Here is a 15357-nt window from a genome sequence, read left to right as displayed (position 1 = left end):
TTAATGCAGGATGACGAGAACCGGCGCAGCGGATAAACGATAGCATTAGCTCAGCGTGCCATGAGGTTTTTTTACCGCAATAATGCGTGACTTGAATCAATTCAGCTGGGTGTTTTTGCTATAATATCCAGCAATAAACCGTAAAGCTGGTTTTCTGCAGCCGGAGAGGTTTCAAGACAATCGGCGAATACAGAATTCTTAAGAAATTGCATCTACAGTTCAGAGGTAGTCATGATCAAGAAAATCGGTGTACTGACGAGTGGCGGTGATTCGCCGGGTATGAACGCTGCAATCCGTGGCGTTGTGCGTGCTGCACTTTCGGAAGGTCTGGAAGTTTTTGGTATTTACGATGGCTACCTTGGCTTGTACGAAGATCGCATGGAACAATTGGACCGCTATAGCGTGTCCGATATGATCAATCGCGGCGGCACTTTCCTCGGTTCAGCCCGCTTCCCTGAGTTCAGAGACGACAGCGTACGCGCCAAGGCAATTGAGAATCTGAAAAACCGCGGTATTGATGCGTTGGTGGTGATCGGCGGCGATGGTTCCTATATGGGCGCCAAACGCCTGACGGAAGAAGGTTTCCCTTGTATCGGCCTGCCAGGCACCATCGATAACGACGTGGCCGGTACCGACTACACCATCGGCTTCTTCACCGCGCTCGAAACCGTAGTGGAAGCTATTGACCGTTTGCGCGACACCTCGTCTTCTCATCAGCGTATTTCCATCGTTGAAGTGATGGGGCGCTACTGCGGCGATCTGACGCTGGCGGCGGCGATTGCCGGCGGTTGTGAATTTATCGTATTGCCTGAAACCGAGTTCAACCGCGAAGACCTGGTTTGCGAAATCAAGGCCGGTATCGCTAAAGGCAAAAAACACGCGATTGTGGCGATCACCGAACACATCTGCGATATCGATGAGCTGGCTCGCCATATCGAACAAGAAACCAAGCGTGAAACCCGCGCGACCGTGCTGGGCCACATTCAGCGCGGCGGCTCGCCGGTAGCTTACGATCGTATTCTGGCTTCCCGCATGGGCGCTTACGCTATCGAGTTGCTGCTGCAGGGCTACGGTGGCCGTTGCGTCGGTATCCAGAACGAGAAGATGGTGCACCACGACATCATCGATGCGATCGAAAACATGAAGCGTCCGTTCAAGGGCGACTGGCTGGATACAGCGAAAAAGCTGTACTGATCCCGCATTCATTCAACTCGAGAAGCCTCCGCACGCGGGGGCTTTTTTTATGCCCGTGGCAGTTATATTCCAGAATCGTCTAGCCCAACATTTTTTATTCTTTAATTGGCGGGAAAGTTTCTGGCAGGCTCTGATGCTAAATCAACCGATTGAGGTTGTGATTATTTTTCCTGGGAGAGCGAGTCGATGCGTATGCGTAAATGGGGTGTAGGTCTGACAATAATGCTGCTGGCGTCCGGCGCCATGGCGAAAGATATCCAACTGCTGAACGTTTCGTACGACCCGACACGCGAGTTCTATCAGGAATATAACACCGCATTCGGTAAATACTGGCAGCAGCAGACCGGCGATAAAGTGACGGTGCGCCAATCGCATGGCGGCTCCGGCAAGCAGGCGACCTCGGTGATTAACGGTATTGAGGCCGATGTGGTCACGCTGGCGCTGGCCTATGACGTGGACGCAATCGCCGAGCGCGGGCGCATCGATAAAGAATGGATCAAACGCCTGCCGGACAACTCGGCACCTTATACCTCGACCATTGTGTTTTTGGTGCGTAAAGGCAACCCAAAACAAATTCACGACTGGCCGGATTTGATTAAGCCGGGCGTCTCGGTGATCACCCCGAACCCGAAAACCTCCGGGGGCGCACGCTGGAACTATCTGGCGGCCTGGGGTTACGCACTGCACCAGAACAATAACGATCAGGCCAAAGCGCAGGAATTCGTTAAAAACCTGTATAAGAACGTCGAAGTGCTGGATTCCGGCGCACGCGGTTCAACCAATACTTTCGTAGAACGTGGCATCGGTGATGTGCTGATCGCCTGGGAAAACGAAGCTTTGCTGGCGGAGAAAGAGCTGGGTAAAGACAAGTTTGAAATTATCACCCCAAGCGAATCGATCCTGGCGGAGCCGACCGTCTCGGTGGTCGATAAAGTGGTTGATAAGCGCGGTACTCGCGATGTGGCGACGGCTTATCTGAAGTATCTGTATACGCCGGAAGGACAAACCATCGCGGCGAAAAATTACTACCGCCCGCGTGACGAAGCTGTGGCGGCCAAGTTTGCCGAGCAGTTCCCGAAACTGAAGCTGTTCACGGTGGATGATACCTTTGGCGGCTGGACTCAGGCACAGAAGGTGCACTTCGCCACCGGTGGCGTGTTCGACGAGATCAGCAAGCGCTGATGCCTTGATGACAATAATAAAAAACCCCGGCTTGCCGGGGTTTTTTATTTAGCAGCCAGAGAAAAATCAGGCTTTTTTAGCAGCGGCAGCGGCTTTGACGATCACGGCGAAAGCATCGGCTTTCAGTGATGCGCCGCCAACCAGCGCGCCGTCGATGTCCGGCTGGGTGAACAGCTCGGCGGCATTTTTATCGTTCACGGAACCGCCGTACTGGATAATCACTTCTGCAGCTACCGCAGCGTCCTGCTTGGCGATGTGATCGCGGATAAATTTGTGTACTGCCTGAGCTTGCGCAGGGGTAGCGGATTTACCGGTACCGATAGCCCAGATTGGCTCATAAGCGATCACGGCGCCTTTGAACGCTTCTGCGCCCTGAGTTTTCAGCACGGCGTCGATCTGGCGTGCGCAAACTTCTTCGGTTTTACCCGCTTCGTTTTCTGCGTCGGTTTCACCGATGCACAGCACTGGGATCAGGCCGGCTTTTTTCAGCACGGCAAATTTCTCGGCGATCGCCGCATCGGTTTCTTTGTGGTAAGTACGACGCTCGGAGTGGCCGATGATGATGTATTGCGCACCGATATCTTTCAGCATGTCGGCGGAAACTTCACCGGTGAATGCGCCGGACAGGTTCACGTCTACGTTTTGGGCGCCCAGAGCAATGCGGCTGCCGGCCAGTGCGTGTTTCGCCTGGTCCAGATACATCACAGGCGGTGCGATAGCGACGCCACAACCGTCAACGCTGCTCAGCTCATTGCGCAGAGCGGCGATCAGTTCGTTAACCATGTGAGTGCTGCCGTTAAGCTTCCAGTTACCCATAACTAATGGATGACGCATGTTTTTTCCTCCAACAAGGGAACGCGAGAGTCGAAATAACCACTGCCGGACCGGCAGTTTACCTGCCCAACAGTATAGAGATGATTAAGCGCGAAGGCTTTGCTTTTCGTCATTAAATAGCCTGCTGTTACGGCTCGGATAACGTCAGCTTAACCGGTTCAACAGCGAAAGTTACCCCTTTATCGCCGTTATCTGCCACCACATAGCGGATCGCGCCGACCTGCTGTTGGTAAAAACGCGAGCCTTTGCCTTTTTCCAGCAGGTTAGCCACTTTACTCAGGCTTTTTTCCACCGTCAGCGTCGGTTCGAACTGGCGCATCAACGCGGCCATATAGCTGACGGCAATGGTGCGAGCAGCCTTTTCTTCGCCACTCTGCTGTAGCGGCAGATGGGTAATTTGCAGCGTTTTGATTTTTCCGGTGCCTTTTTCCAGCGCGGTTGAGGCATAGAGATTTTCGTTCAACTTGCTGGCGGCGCGCGTCAGCAGCGGCGAATCGTCTTCGGCGGTGGCAATAGCGCGAAATTCACCGATCGGCAGCGTCGGGTTATCACGATTGTATTTCTCGCGGAATTTTACCACCGTCAGATCAAACGTTGGCGCTCCGGCCTGCAGGTAAGGCGCGGTAGGCGAAGCGTTGGCGGGGGCATCCGGCGGATCGGCCCAGGCGCTGCCGATGCCCAGCAACAGGCAGGCAATGGCGATGGTTTTTCTCAGCATGGTATATACGGCATCAATGACAAAGATGGCTCCGATTAAAGCGAGAACAGAGGGGGGTGTCAAAGATCCCGCGCCATTATCGCTCGCTGACAAGAAAGCTGTGCGTTACTCCGCGTAATGCAGGGCAGAAATCTTCGCCCGGCAGCGCCTATGTTACACTGCACGGCAGAATATGGGCAGGCAAACAACGCAGGATTCAATGACAATACAACAGTGGTGTTTTTCGTTTAAGGGCCGAATTGGGCGGCGTGATTTCTGGATCTGGATGGTGCTGTGGGTGCTGCTGATGGCGGTGGCCTTTTCGCTTGCCAGCCGTGAGCTGGTGGACATCCAAACCATTGCATTCTTTATCGTTGGGCTGCTGTGGCCAACGGCGGCGGTGTTGGTGAAGCGTTTGCATGACCGCAATAAAGCCGGTTGGTGGGCGTTGTTACTGATTGTGGCTTGGCTGCTGGCGGCGGGTAACTGGCAAATGCTGGCGCCGGTTTGGCAGTGGGGCGTGGGGCGTTTTATCCCGACGTTGATCATTGTGATGATGATGATCGATTTGGGCGCGTTCGTCGGCACGCCCGAGGACAATCGTTTTGGTCCGCCGGCCAAACCCGTTAAGTTCGGCGCGGATTGAAACCAGGGGCTATCCGTTACCAGTAGTGTTCGCTGGTGATATGGCCCGGTTTGCGGCGCAGGTGCTTGCGCATTTGGCGCTGATCTTTCAGCGTTTGCTGGGTATCGCGCACCATTTGCGGGTTGCCGCACAGCATGACGTGGTCAGTTTCGGCATCGAGAGTCAGGCCCACCGCCGCTTCCAGGCGGCCATCCTCAATCAGTGCCGGCACGCGGCCCGTCAGTGAGCCGGGGACTTCTTCACGGCTGACAAGGGTTTGAATGCGCAGTTTGCCGTTGTAACGCTGTTGCAACTGCTGCATTAGTGGCAGATAGCTGAGATCGCGGGCAAAGCGTGCGGCATGCACCAACACCAGGTTTTTAAAACGCTCCAAGCCTTTGCCTTCCTGCAGAATCGACAGGTAAGGGCCAATGGCAGTCCCGGTGGCCAACATCCACAGGGTGTCGCACTCCGGCACCTCGTCCAGCACGAAAAATCCGGCGGCCTCTTTGGTCACCATCACTTCCGAACCCGGTCGTAGCTGATTGAGCCGCGGGCTCAGTTTGCCTTCCGGTACGGTAACCAGGTAAAACTCCAGATTCGGATCGCTGGGGGCGTTGACGTAAGAATAGGCGCGCTGCACGCGTTCACCGTCAACTTCCAGCGCCAGCTTGGCAAACTGCCCGGCAATAAAGGGATCTATGGGGGCGTGGACGGTAATGCTGAACAATCCGTCGGTCCATTGTTTGACTTGCGTAACCTTGCCATTAACCCAATCAGCCATACTCTAAAGCTCCAATGGTCGAATCAAATAAGCGCAATGTCGTGAGCCGGAAATAGCATGCGCAGTACGCTCTATGCGATAGCCGTGGCCAAACAGGCGGTGAAACAGTTGCAGCTCCGAGTTGCACAGGCTGCTGCAGGCGGTGGCCGCTACGCCGATGGGGCAGTGGTTTTCCACCAGCAGCACGCCTTGCGGATGCTCAAGCAGTTCGGCCATGTAGCCATCGTGTTGCCGCAGGCGCACCAACCGGGCGAGTTTGGCCTGATGGCAGGTCTCTTCCGACAGCTCTTCGGCATAGCGCTGATAAAGTTTCTCTTCGCGCGCACTGAGTAACTGTTCAACCGCTTCAGTGCCAAACAGCTGATGGGCGGACTCCAACAACGCCGTCGCCAAAGTATCGTGGCCATCGGCGAACCGGCTGTGCCCCTCATGGGTCAGCGACCAGTAGCGTGTCGGACGGCCCACTTTGGTGCGCGCTTCCTCGTAACAAACCAGCTCACGTTTTTCCAGGGATTGCAGATGCTGACGGATGCCCATGGGGGTGATATCCAAACGCTCGGCCAGCATTTTGGCGGAGTGTGGCCCCAGGGTTTTTAACTGCAATAAAATCAGCTCTGGTGTCTTCATTGTCCAAATCCCTATGGTGTTATTTTATTTCAAGATGATGAAAATAATTATCGATTAAATGCTAAAGCTAAACTACTGAAAGTTTGCTCTTTTTAACTCTTAAGCGGTAGACGTACAGTTTAATTTACGAGGCTGGTTGCCTTTGCTGCCACTGTGACGTGGATCAATATCTGCCTGAAACTCGCTAAAAAAATCAGATTTGTTAGCTTATGCCGCCATAGAGGGCTGCTCGCCGTTCTGGCTGAATGTGGGGCCATACCGGGACGCTGTGACGAGTTAAAACGTTAACGAAGATAATGAGAAAAATAGAAAACTTTCACCTGTTGGTGATGCTTACCCTGTTAGTGGCCGTCGGTCAGATGGCACAAACCATTTATGTTCCTGTTATTGCTGACATTGCCAAGGATCTGTCGGTGCGTTCCGGCGCAGTGCAGCGCGTGATGGCGGCGTATCTGATGACCTACGGGTTCTCGCAGCTGATTTACGGCCCGTTGTCGGACCGCATTGGCCGCCGTCCGGTGATCCTGGCCGGGATGATGATCTTTCTGATGGGGGCCCTGGGGGCGCTGTTGTCCAACAGCCTGACGATGCTGGTTGCCGCCAGCGCCATTCAGGGTATGGGTACCGGCGTGGCGGGGGTGATGGCACGTACCATGCCGCGTGACCTGTATGCCGGCACCTCGCTGCGGTATGCCAATAGCCTGCTTAACATGGGCATTCTGGTGAGTCCGCTGCTGGCGCCGATCATCGGCGGGGCTTTGGCGATGGTCTTTGGCTGGCGCGCCTGTTATGCCTTCCTGTTGATACTCTGTGCCGGCGTGGCCTTTGCCATGTTCCGCTGGCTGCCGGAAACCCGGCCGCAGCAAACCGAAAAACGGCGCATGCTGGCAAGTTTCCGCAAGCTGCTGACTGACGGCACGTTCAGTTGTTATCTGGTCATGCTGATCGGTGCGCTGGCGGGGATCGCCGTCTTTGAAGCCAGCTGTGGCGTGTTGATGGGCGGCGTGCTGGGCCTGAGTGGTCTGACCGTCAGTCTCCTGTTTATACTGCCGATCCCGGCGGCGTTCTTTGGTGCCTGGTATGCCGGTCGTGACGGTAAGACCTTCCACACGCTGGTGTGGCATTCGGTTATCAGCTGCCTGTTGGCGGGGCTGATGATGTGGATCCCGGGCTGGTTTGGGGTGATGAACATCTGGACGCTGATTGTGCCGGCTGCGCTGTTCTTCTTCGGCGCGGGAATGATGTTCCCGCTGGCCACCACCGGTGCGATGGAGCCGTTCCCCTATCTGGCCGGCGCGGCGGGAGCATTGGTCGGTGGTATGCAGAATATGGGGTCTGGCCTGGCGACCTGGCTTTCCGCCATGCTGCCGCAAACCGGGCAGTTCAGCCTCGGGCTGCTGATGTTTGCCATGGCGCTGCTGATATTGCTGTGCTGGTGGCCGCTGTCGAACCGAATGCAGCATCAGGGTCATACCGCATAAAACTTGCAGGGCGCCAATCGGCGCCCTGTTTCATTACAGCAGGAATTCGTGCAGCGCCGGGTCTTTGCGATCCAGGTAATGGGTCGAACGAATGCGGCGGATAGTGCGTGATTTGCCGCGGATAAGCAGGGTTTCCGTGGTGGCCATATTTCCCTGACTGCTGATGCCTTCCAACAGATCGCCCTTGGTGATGCCGGTTGCAGAGAAAATAACGTTGTCGTTGCGCGCCATTTCATCCAATACCAACACCTTGCCGGCTTCGATGCCCATCGCTTTGCAGCGTGCCAACTCTTCTTCGCCGATACGGCGATTTTCGGTGCTGTCGCCTTTCACCTGATGGCGTGGCAGCAGGCGAGCCTGCATATCGCCGTCCAATGCGCGGATCACCGCGGCGGAAATCACCCCTTCTGGCGCGCCGCCGATGCCGTACATCACGTCGACTTCGCTGTCCGGCATGCAGGTCAGGATGGAGGCCGCCACGTCACCGTCAGGAATGGCGAACACCCGAACGCCCAGCTGTTGCATTTGGGCGATAACGCCGTCGTGACGCGGCTTGGCAAGAATGACCACGGTCAGTTGAGTCAGCGGTTTGCCCAGGCAGGCCGCCACCTTATTCAGATTTTCCGCCAACGGCAGGTTAAGATCGATAGCGCCGCGTGCCGCCGGGCCAACCACCAGTTTTTCCATATACATGTCCGGCGCGTTCAGGAAGGTGCCGCGATCGCCGACCGCCAGTACCGCCAATGCATTGGGTTGGCCCATGGCGGTCATGCGAGTACCTTCGATCGGATCGACCGCGATATCCACCGCATCGCCCTGACCGCTGCCGACCTGCTCGCCGATATACAGCATCGGTGCTTCATCAATTTCGCCTTCGCCGATCACGATGCGGCCATCGATATCCACTTTGTTGAGCATAATGCGCATTGCGTTGACCGCCGCGCCGTCGGCGGCGTTCTTGTCGCCGCGTCCCAGCCATTTGTAGCCCGCCAGCGCGGCGGCTTCGGTAACACGGGAAAATTCGATGGCTAATTCACGTTTCATGGCAAAACCTGTCTGTGAGAAAGGAAGAAAATATCGGCAAAGTTTATCACAGCGGGCGGCGGCGGGGGCGGGGCAAAAAAACGCGCCGCCCGAAGGCAGCGCGTTATCAGGTTAACAAAGCAAAACAGCGTTAGTCGTGCTCTTCCCACGCTTGTGCGCGGGCAACCGCTTTTTTCCAGCCGCTGTAACGGAAGTTACGCTCGGTGGTTTCAATGCTTGGACGGAACTCGCGTTCGATAACCGCCTTGCTCTTCACCTCATCCAGGTCATTCCAGTAACCGATAGCCAGACCTGCCAGGAATGCGGCACCCAGCGCGGTCGATTCACGCACTTCAGGACGCTCGACACGAGTACCGAGGATGTCGGACTGGAACTGCATCAGGAAGTTGTTGGCGACCGCGCCACCGTCCACACGCAGCGATTGCAGGCGGGTATTGGAGTCTGCCTGCATGGCATCCAGCACGTCGCGCGTCTGGTACGCAATGGATTCCAGTGTCGCACGGATGATGTGGTTGCTGTTCGCGCCGCGGGTCAGGCCGAAGATCGCACCACGGGCATACGGGTCCCAGTAAGGAGCGCCCAAGCCGGTGAAGGCCGGAACCACGTACACGCCGTTGCTGTCTTTCACCTTGGTGGCGAAGTACTCGGAGTCGGCTGCATCGCTGATCAGTTTCAGTTCGTCGCGCAGCCACTGGATAGAAGCGCCGCCGATGAACACGGCACCTTCCAGCGCGTAGTTCACTTCGCCGCGTGGGCCGCAGGCGATGGTGGTCAACAGGCCATGGCTTGAGCGTACCGCTTCTTTGCCGGTGTTCATCAGCAGGAAGCAGCCGGTGCCGTAGGTGTTTTTCGCCATGCCCGGTTGAACACACAGTTGGCCGTACAGCGCCGCCTGTTGGTCACCGGCGATACCGGCGATAGGAATACGCGTACCGCCTTTACCCCCAATGTTGGTCTGGCCATACACTTCAGAAGAAGGACGGACTTTCGGCAGCATAGCGCGTGGGATATCCAGCGCTTCCAGCATGCGGTCATCCCAATCCAGCTCATGGATGTTGAACATCATGGTACGTGAGGCGTTGGTGTAATCGGTCACATGCACCCGCCCTTGGGTCATTTTCCACACCAGCCAGGTATCGACGGTACCGAACAGCAGCTCGCCGCGTTTGGCGCGTTCGCGGGCACCTTCAACGTTGTCGAGGATCCATTTTACCTTGGTGCCGGAGAAGTACGGGTCAACCACCAGGCCGGTGTTGTGACGGATGTACTCTTCCAGGCCGTCACGCTTGAGCTTTTCGCAAATGTCGGCGGTGCGGCGGCATTGCCAGACGATGGCGTTGTAAATCGGTTTTCCGGTCTCTTTTTCCCAGACGATGGTGGTTTCACGCTGGTTGGTGATGCCGATACCGGCAATCTGATCGGAATTGATATCGGCTTTCGCCAGCACTTCCACCAGCGTGGAGCTCTGTGATGACCAGATCTCCATCGGATCATGCTCAACCCAGCCGGCTTTTGGGTAAATCTGCGTGAACTCGCGCTGGGATACCGCAACAATGTTGGCATCGTGGTCGAGCACTACGGCACGTGAACTGGTGGTACCCTGGTCGAGAGCGACAATGTATTTTTTTTCTACAGTCATGATCTTAGTCCTGCTGTTGTTAACCGTTTTAAAACTGTGCCAATCACGCTTTACGCTGCTGAGCCTTGGCGGCGGGTTGTTCTTCGTCTACACAAACGTCACACGGCAGATTGCGGCCAATGAGCATGCGGTAGCCGAAGGCACCCAGGCAGGCACCGATGATTGGACCAAAGATTGGCACCAGGAAGTACGGAATATCACGTGCACCGGTGAAGGCCACTTTGCCCCAGCCGGCCAGATAAGCGAACATTTTCGGACCGAAGTCACGCGCCGGGTTCAGCGCAAAGCCGGTCAATGGTCCCATAGAGGCGCCGATCACGGCAATCAGAATACCGATCAACAGCGGGGCCAGCGGGCCGCGCGGGATGCCGTTGCCATCATCGGTCAGCGCCAGGATCAGACACATCAGGATCGCGGTAATCACCGTTTCAACCAGGAACGCCTGGCCAACGGAAATGTGCGCATTCGGGTAGGTAGAGAAGATGCCGGCCAGGGCCAGGCTTTCGTCGCTGCCGCGTACCATATGATTGGCTGCTTCGAAATCGAAGAACAGGTTGTAGTACAACCCGTAGACCAGGGCTGCTGCACAGAAGGCTCCGGCGATCTGCGCGACAATGTAAGGCAGTACTTTGCGTCCGTCAAAGCAGGCGAACAACCACAGCGCGATGGTCACGGCCGGGTTGAGGTGCGCACCGGAGATGGCAGCGGTCAGATAAATGGCCATGGCGACGCCCAGGCCCCAAATGATACTGATTTCCCATTGGCCGAAGCTGGCACCTGCCAGTTTCAGCGCGGCAACGCAGCCTACGCCAAAAAAGATCAACAGACCGGTGCCGAGGAACTCAGCGATGCACTGGCCTTTTAGGGTCGGACTGGTGGTTTGGCTCATAATGTTGTTGTCCTGCAAAACGGCGGTTATAGGTTTATAGGCTCGGAAGGTGTATCGATCCGTCCTAGGGGTACAGTTTTTTTCATCTCGTCCAATTATTAATTGAGGACGTGATGTAAATTTATCGTTAACGAACATAAACGAGAAATAGCGAAATCAAAATGTGTGTGCTTCGTCATAAAATTGAGCGAATTCGCGTCGTTTTGTGTTCTTTCTGCTCCATAAAACTGTGATCTGACCAGTGCTTTTATCCCCGACTGTTAACAAATCAATTTATGACCGAGAGGCATTTTCGGTTTTTGCTGATGGTGGGGGCAGGAAAATTGCAACAGACTGCGCGATGAGCCGGATGTTGCTAGACAGCCGGGGACAGGCTACTTACAATCGTTTTTATCGAAAGAAGCGTTTTATCGAGACAGGCGCGTTATTTTCAATAAAAGCGTGTGTCACTTGGCGCGATGCATATTCGCAGCAGTTGCAACCCGAGTTGCGGCCGTTACCTATAGATGTACGCCTTGCTATCATGAGGGGACTGAAGAATGTCATTTGAAGTATTTGAGAAATTGGAATCAAAAGTTCAGCAGGCGATCGATACCATCACCCTGCTGCAGATGGAAATTGAAGAGCTGAAAGAAAAAAACAATACTCTGTCTCAGGAAGTTCAGGCTGCCTCCGGCAACCAGGAATCGCTGGTACGCGAGAACCAGCAACTGAAAGAAGAGCAGCACGTATGGCAAGACCGCCTGCGCGCGCTGTTGGGCAAAATGGAAGAAGTCTGATTCCGTATTGCACGATCGAAAAGGGCGCCTGAGGCGCCCTTTTTCATGTCTGCAGATTACTCGATATCGAGTGGGTCTTCGGACAGAATAATACCGGTGTTGTCGGCATACAGATGATCGCCGGAGAAGAAGGTCACGCCGCCAAAGTTTACGCGGATGTCGCTTTCGCCGATGCTTTCACTGGCGGCGCCGACCGGAATGGCCGCCATCGCCTGAATGCCGATATCCAGTTCTTCCAGATCGTCCACCTGGCGTACCGCACCGTAAACCACGATGCCTTCCCATTCGTTCTGGGTTGCCAGGCGAGCCAGTTCTGCGTTGATCAGGGCGCGGCGTACCGAACCACCGCCATCAATCACCAGAACACGGCCGCGACCGTTTTCTTCAAGCAGCTCGAATAACAGGCCGTTATCCTCAAAGCATTTCACCGTAGTGATTTGCCCGCCAAATGAAGTACGCCCGCCAAAATTGGAGAATAGAGGCTCAACAACGTTTACCTCTTCATGATAGATGTCGCAAAGTTCGGAAGTATCGTATTTCATAGGATTTTACGTCTGTTTGCCGCTGGAATAATCAGTATATCCCTTTATCCGCCCTGTTGGCAAAATCATCAGTTCGATGGCTAACTGAGCACCACGCCAATCGCGAACAACACGTTGGCCAACAGCGCCGCTTTGACCATATGTTCCAGCATTGGGCGCATGCCTGACGGCGTTGGATCGCGTAACACGCGCAGACCGTGGCGCACCAGTAACGGGATAGCCAGGGCAAACAGCCAGCCCCACGGGCTATGCAGGTTAAGCAGCGTGAACAGCGCGAAGCAGGCTACTGCACCGATCAGCAGCGCCACGTGGTAATAGCGTGCATTCTGTGGCCCAAGGCGTACCGCCAGGGTATTTTTGCCGTTGGCGCGGTCGCTTTCGATATCGCGCAAATTATTGATGTTCAGCACTGCGGTGGCCAGCAGGCCGCAGGCCGTGGCCGGTAACATCACAATACTGTCGAACGCATGGGTTTGCAGGTAGTAGGTGCCCGCCACGCTCAGCCAGCCGAAGAACACCAGCACCGAAATGTCACCCAGCCCCAGATAGCCATAGGGTTTGGTGCCGACGGTATAGGTAATGGCGGCGACGATAGACAGCCCGCCCAGCACCAGGAAGCCCACCACGTCGCTGGGTTGTTCGCAGGCCACGGCGATCAATGAACAGCCGGCAATCGCGATCAACACTACCGTCACCACCAGCGCGCGCTTCATTTGTGCCTGGGTGATCATGCCTTTTTGCATGCCGCGCAACGGCCCGATGCGATCTTCTTTGTCGCTGCCTTTTACCGCATCGCCATAGTCGTTCGCCAGGTTGGAGAGAATTTGCAGCAGACCGGCCGTCAGGAGTGCCAGCAGCGCCACGCCGGGTTTCAGGCTGCCCTGCCAGGCGGCAATGGCCGAACCGACGACGATCGAGGCAAAGGCCAGCGGCAGAGTGCGCGGTCGTAAACTTTCAAGCCAGGCTCTGGCCGGGGAGGTGGTAGTTGATGAGCTCATTTTTCGCTTCAGAGTTAGTGGCTGTGTCCGTTAGAAATAATTGTGGGAGGCAATGCCTCCCACAGATGACTGACTGGACATGATTGAGCGATTATAGGATAAAACGACTCAAATCTTCATCCGCTACCAGTTCATCCAGATGATTACGTACGTAATCCGCATCAATTGTAATGGATTGACCATTAATTTCACTCGCATCATAGGAAATATCTTCCATCAGACGCTCAAGCACGGTGTGCAAACGACGCGCGCCGATGTTTTCGGTGCTTTCGTTAACCTGCCATGCGGCTTCTGCGATGCGGCGGATGCCATCGGCGGTGAAGTCGATATTGACGCCTTCGGTGCCCATCAGCGCTTTGTACTGCTCGGTCAGCGACGCGCTTGGCTCGGTCAGGATGCGCTCGAAATCTTCGGTGGTCAGCGCCTGCAATTCAACGCGGATCGGCAGGCGGCCCTGCAGTTCCGGGATCAAATCTGACGGGCTGGCGGTCTGGAATGCGCCGGAGGCGATAAACAGAATGTGATCGGTTTTCACCATGCCATGCTTGGTAGAGACGGTACAGCCTTCCACCAGCGGCAGCAGGTCGCGCTGCACGCCTTCGCGAGACACGTCCGGGCCGGAGCTCTGGCCGCCGCGCTTACAGATTTTGTCGATCTCGTCGATAAACACGATGCCGTGCTGTTCAACCGCTTCAATCGCCTGTTCTTTCAGCTCTTCCGGGTTTACCAGCTTGGCCGCTTCTTCTTCCACCAGCAGCTTGAAGGCTTCTTTAATCTTCAGCTTGCGTGGTTTCTGCTTTTGGCCGCCGAGGTTCTGGAACATCGACTGCAGCTGGTTGGTCATCTCTTCCATGCCCGGAGGCGCCATGATTTCCACGCCCATCGGCGCGGCAGCCAGATCGATCTCGATTTCTTTATCGTCCAGCTGGCCTTCACGCAGTTTCTTGCGGAATGCCTGACGCGCAGCAGAAGGCTCTTGATGTTCTTCCGCCTGGCCCCAGTTGTTCTTGGCCGGCGGGATCAGCACATCGAGGATGCGCTCTTCGGCCAGTTCTTCGGCGCGGGTGCGGTTCTTGTCGATTGACTGCAGGCGCACCATTTTGATCGCGGCATCGGTCAGATCGCGGATGATGGAATCCACTTCTTTACCGACGTAGCCCACTTCGGTGAACTTGGTGGCTTCAACCTTGATGAACGGCGCGTTGGCCAGCTTCGCCAGACGACGGGCGATTTCGGTTTTACCGACGCCGGTAGGGCCAATCATCAGAATGTTCTTTGGTGTGACTTCATGGCGCAGCATCTCGTTGAGCTGCATCCGGCGCCAGCGGTTACGCAGGGCGATGGCAACGGCACGCTTGGCCTTGTTCTGGCCAATAATGTAGCTGTCCAGTTCGCTGACGATCTCGCGCGGGGTCATTTCAGACATAGTATTCGATCCTTACGCTTTGGAAGGCAATTCTTCAATGGTGTGGAAATGGTTGGTGTAAATACAGATGTCGCCGGCGATGTTGAGGGATTTATCAACAATTTCGCGGGCGCTCAGCTCGGTATTTTCCAACATCGCACGAGCGGCTGCCTGGGCGTACGGACCGCCGGAGCCAATCGCAATCAAATCGTTTTCAGGCTGGATCACGTCGCCGTTGCCGGTGATGATCAGCGATGAGTTTTCATCCGCGACGGCCAGCAGCGCTTCGAGCTTGCGCAGCATGCGGTCGGTACGCCAGTCTTTCGCCAATTCAACGGCTGCTTTCACCAGGTGACCCTGGTGCATTTCCAGCTTGCGCTCGAACAGCTCAAATAGCGTGAAGGCATCCGCGGTGCCACCGGCAAAACCGGCAATCACTTTATCGTTATACAGGCGACGCACTTTCTTGACGTTGCCCTTCATTACCGTATTGCCCAAGGTGGCCTGGCCATCGCCACCGATCACTACCTGGCCGTTGCGGCGTACGCTTACAATTGTTGTCACGAGCAGACCCTCGTTGAAGACGGAAAGAAGCCCTCGCAGCATCTGCTTGCGCAGACACTACGAGGCATATTGA

The 15357-nt window shown here is 55.7% G+C and carries 16 protein-coding genes; 5 read left to right on the top strand and 11 right to left on the bottom strand.

Annotated elements, in window-relative coordinates; genetic code table 11:
• Positions 1-231: 231 nt before the first annotated feature.
• Both pfkA and H5P17_RS14170 read left to right on the top strand, forming a co-directional pair.
• Positions 232-1194 (top strand): 6-phosphofructokinase, encoded by a 963-nt coding sequence (gene pfkA / locus H5P17_RS14175; protein ID WP_020837567.1) that lies wholly within the window; start codon positions 232-234, stop codon positions 1192-1194.
• A gap of 192 nt (positions 1195-1386) precedes the next feature.
• The gene (locus tag H5P17_RS14170) at positions 1387-2376 is read left to right on the top strand and encodes a sulfate ABC transporter substrate-binding protein (protein WP_044554942.1); all 990 of its coding nucleotides are present in this window, start codon (positions 1387-1389) and stop codon (positions 2374-2376) included.
• Between the two features lie 66 nt (positions 2377-2442).
• Here the strand turns inward: H5P17_RS14170 and tpiA are convergent, their stop codons facing one another.
• Together tpiA and H5P17_RS14160 are read right to left on the bottom strand one after the other, a co-directional pair.
• Complete coding sequence (gene tpiA / locus H5P17_RS14165; RefSeq protein WP_041415104.1) at positions 2443-3210, bottom strand: triose-phosphate isomerase; 768 nt, start codon at positions 3208-3210, stop codon at positions 2443-2445.
• A 127-nt stretch (positions 3211-3337) separates the two neighbouring features.
• Positions 3338-3928: a DUF1454 family protein gene (locus H5P17_RS14160; RefSeq protein ID WP_182823549.1), complete on the bottom strand. Its 591-nt coding sequence runs from the start codon at positions 3926-3928 to the stop codon at positions 3338-3340.
• A gap of 199 nt (positions 3929-4127) precedes the next feature.
• On the opposite strand from H5P17_RS14160, the gene H5P17_RS14155 reads away from it, so the two are divergent.
• The gene (locus tag H5P17_RS14155) at positions 4128-4553 is read left to right on the top strand and encodes a DUF805 domain-containing protein (protein ID WP_182823547.1); all 426 of its coding nucleotides are present in this window, start codon (positions 4128-4130) and stop codon (positions 4551-4553) included.
• A 16-nt stretch (positions 4554-4569) separates the two neighbouring features.
• Here H5P17_RS14155 and fpr read toward each other — a convergent pair whose 3' ends face one another.
• Together fpr and H5P17_RS14145 are read right to left on the bottom strand one after the other, a co-directional pair.
• Positions 4570-5316 (bottom strand): ferredoxin--NADP(+) reductase, encoded by a 747-nt coding sequence (fpr, locus tag H5P17_RS14150; RefSeq protein ID WP_182823546.1) that lies wholly within the window; start codon positions 5314-5316, stop codon positions 4570-4572.
• A gap of 3 nt (positions 5317-5319) precedes the next feature.
• Positions 5320-5943, bottom strand: a complete 624-nt coding sequence (locus H5P17_RS14145) for a metalloregulator ArsR/SmtB family transcription factor (RefSeq protein ID WP_044554918.1) — start codon at positions 5941-5943, stop codon at positions 5320-5322.
• Positions 5944-6239: 296 nt separating this feature from the next.
• On the opposite strand from H5P17_RS14145, the gene emrD reads away from it, so the two are divergent.
• The gene (gene emrD / locus H5P17_RS14140; protein ID WP_044554919.1) at positions 6240-7424 is read left to right on the top strand and encodes a multidrug efflux MFS transporter EmrD; all 1185 of its coding nucleotides are present in this window, start codon (positions 6240-6242) and stop codon (positions 7422-7424) included.
• Positions 7425-7457: 33 nt separating this feature from the next.
• On the opposite strand, the gene glpX is transcribed toward emrD, so the two are convergent.
• From glpX to H5P17_RS14125, 3 genes are all read right to left on the bottom strand, one after another.
• Complete coding sequence (gene glpX, locus H5P17_RS14135; protein ID WP_182823544.1) at positions 7458-8468, bottom strand: class II fructose-bisphosphatase; 1011 nt, start codon at positions 8466-8468, stop codon at positions 7458-7460.
• Positions 8469-8598: 130 nt separating this feature from the next.
• A complete protein-coding gene (gene glpK, locus H5P17_RS14130; RefSeq protein ID WP_020837549.1) occupies positions 8599-10107 on the bottom strand; it encodes a glycerol kinase GlpK in 1509 nt (502 codons plus the stop codon).
• A gap of 43 nt (positions 10108-10150) precedes the next feature.
• Positions 10151-10996, bottom strand: a complete 846-nt coding sequence (locus H5P17_RS14125) for an MIP/aquaporin family protein (protein WP_020837548.1) — start codon at positions 10994-10996, stop codon at positions 10151-10153.
• Positions 10997-11535: 539 nt separating this feature from the next.
• On the opposite strand from H5P17_RS14125, the gene zapB reads away from it, so the two are divergent.
• Positions 11536-11775, top strand: a complete 240-nt coding sequence (gene zapB / locus H5P17_RS14120; RefSeq protein WP_020837547.1) for a septal ring assembly protein ZapB — start codon at positions 11536-11538, stop codon at positions 11773-11775.
• Between the two features lie 56 nt (positions 11776-11831).
• On the opposite strand, the gene rraA is transcribed toward zapB, so the two are convergent.
• From rraA to hslV, 4 genes are all read right to left on the bottom strand, one after another.
• Complete coding sequence (rraA, locus tag H5P17_RS14115) at positions 11832-12317, bottom strand: ribonuclease E activity regulator RraA (RefSeq protein WP_020837546.1); 486 nt, start codon at positions 12315-12317, stop codon at positions 11832-11834.
• Between the two features lie 80 nt (positions 12318-12397).
• On the bottom strand, positions 12398-13315 hold the full coding sequence (locus H5P17_RS14110) for a 1,4-dihydroxy-2-naphthoate polyprenyltransferase (protein ID WP_182823543.1): 918 nt from the start codon (positions 13313-13315) through the stop codon (positions 12398-12400).
• 91 nt (positions 13316-13406) lie between these two features.
• The gene (gene hslU / locus H5P17_RS14105) at positions 13407-14741 is read right to left on the bottom strand and encodes an HslU--HslV peptidase ATPase subunit (RefSeq protein ID WP_020837542.1); all 1335 of its coding nucleotides are present in this window, start codon (positions 14739-14741) and stop codon (positions 13407-13409) included.
• Positions 14742-14753: 12 nt separating this feature from the next.
• Complete coding sequence (gene hslV, locus H5P17_RS14100; RefSeq protein WP_012147466.1) at positions 14754-15284, bottom strand: ATP-dependent protease subunit HslV; 531 nt, start codon at positions 15282-15284, stop codon at positions 14754-14756.
• Positions 15285-15357 lie beyond the last annotated feature (73 nt).

Origin of the sequence: Serratia sp. OS31 (assembly GCF_014164835.1) — a bacterium.
GTDB classification, from domain to species: domain Bacteria; phylum Pseudomonadota; class Gammaproteobacteria; order Enterobacterales; family Enterobacteriaceae; genus Serratia; species Serratia liquefaciens_A.
This window is presented reverse-complemented; position numbering and strand designations above follow the sequence as displayed.

Excerpts from the sequence above, each read along its gene's own strand:
- glpX (WP_182823544.1), bottom strand. The coding sequence starts at position 8,468 with ATGAAACGTGAATTAGCCATCGAATTTTCCCGTGTTACCGAAGCCGCC.
- pfkA (WP_020837567.1), top strand. The coding sequence starts at position 232 with ATGATCAAGAAAATCGGTGTACTGACGAGTGGCGGTGATTCGCCGGGT.
- H5P17_RS14110 (WP_182823543.1), bottom strand. The coding sequence starts at position 13,315 with ATGAGCTCATCAACTACCACCTCCCCGGCCAGAGCCTGGCTTGAAAGT.
- H5P17_RS14155 (WP_182823547.1), top strand. The coding sequence starts at position 4,128 with ATGACAATACAACAGTGGTGTTTTTCGTTTAAGGGCCGAATTGGGCGG.
- H5P17_RS14145 (WP_044554918.1), bottom strand. The coding sequence starts at position 5,943 with ATGAAGACACCAGAGCTGATTTTATTGCAGTTAAAAACCCTGGGGCCA.
- fpr (WP_182823546.1), bottom strand. The coding sequence starts at position 5,316 with ATGGCTGATTGGGTTAATGGCAAGGTTACGCAAGTCAAACAATGGACC.
- tpiA (WP_041415104.1), bottom strand. The coding sequence starts at position 3,210 with ATGCGTCATCCATTAGTTATGGGTAACTGGAAGCTTAACGGCAGCACT.
- zapB (WP_020837547.1), top strand. The coding sequence starts at position 11,536 with ATGTCATTTGAAGTATTTGAGAAATTGGAATCAAAAGTTCAGCAGGCG.
- hslU (WP_020837542.1), bottom strand. The coding sequence starts at position 14,741 with ATGTCTGAAATGACCCCGCGCGAGATCGTCAGCGAACTGGACAGCTAC.
- emrD (WP_044554919.1), top strand. The coding sequence starts at position 6,240 with ATGAGAAAAATAGAAAACTTTCACCTGTTGGTGATGCTTACCCTGTTA.
- H5P17_RS14170 (WP_044554942.1), top strand. The coding sequence starts at position 1,387 with ATGCGTAAATGGGGTGTAGGTCTGACAATAATGCTGCTGGCGTCCGGC.
- H5P17_RS14125 (WP_020837548.1), bottom strand. The coding sequence starts at position 10,996 with ATGAGCCAAACCACCAGTCCGACCCTAAAAGGCCAGTGCATCGCTGAG.
- rraA (WP_020837546.1), bottom strand. The coding sequence starts at position 12,317 with ATGAAATACGATACTTCCGAACTTTGCGACATCTATCATGAAGAGGTA.
- glpK (WP_020837549.1), bottom strand. The coding sequence starts at position 10,107 with ATGACTGTAGAAAAAAAATACATTGTCGCTCTCGACCAGGGTACCACC.
- H5P17_RS14160 (WP_182823549.1), bottom strand. The coding sequence starts at position 3,928 with ATGCTGAGAAAAACCATCGCCATTGCCTGCCTGTTGCTGGGCATCGGC.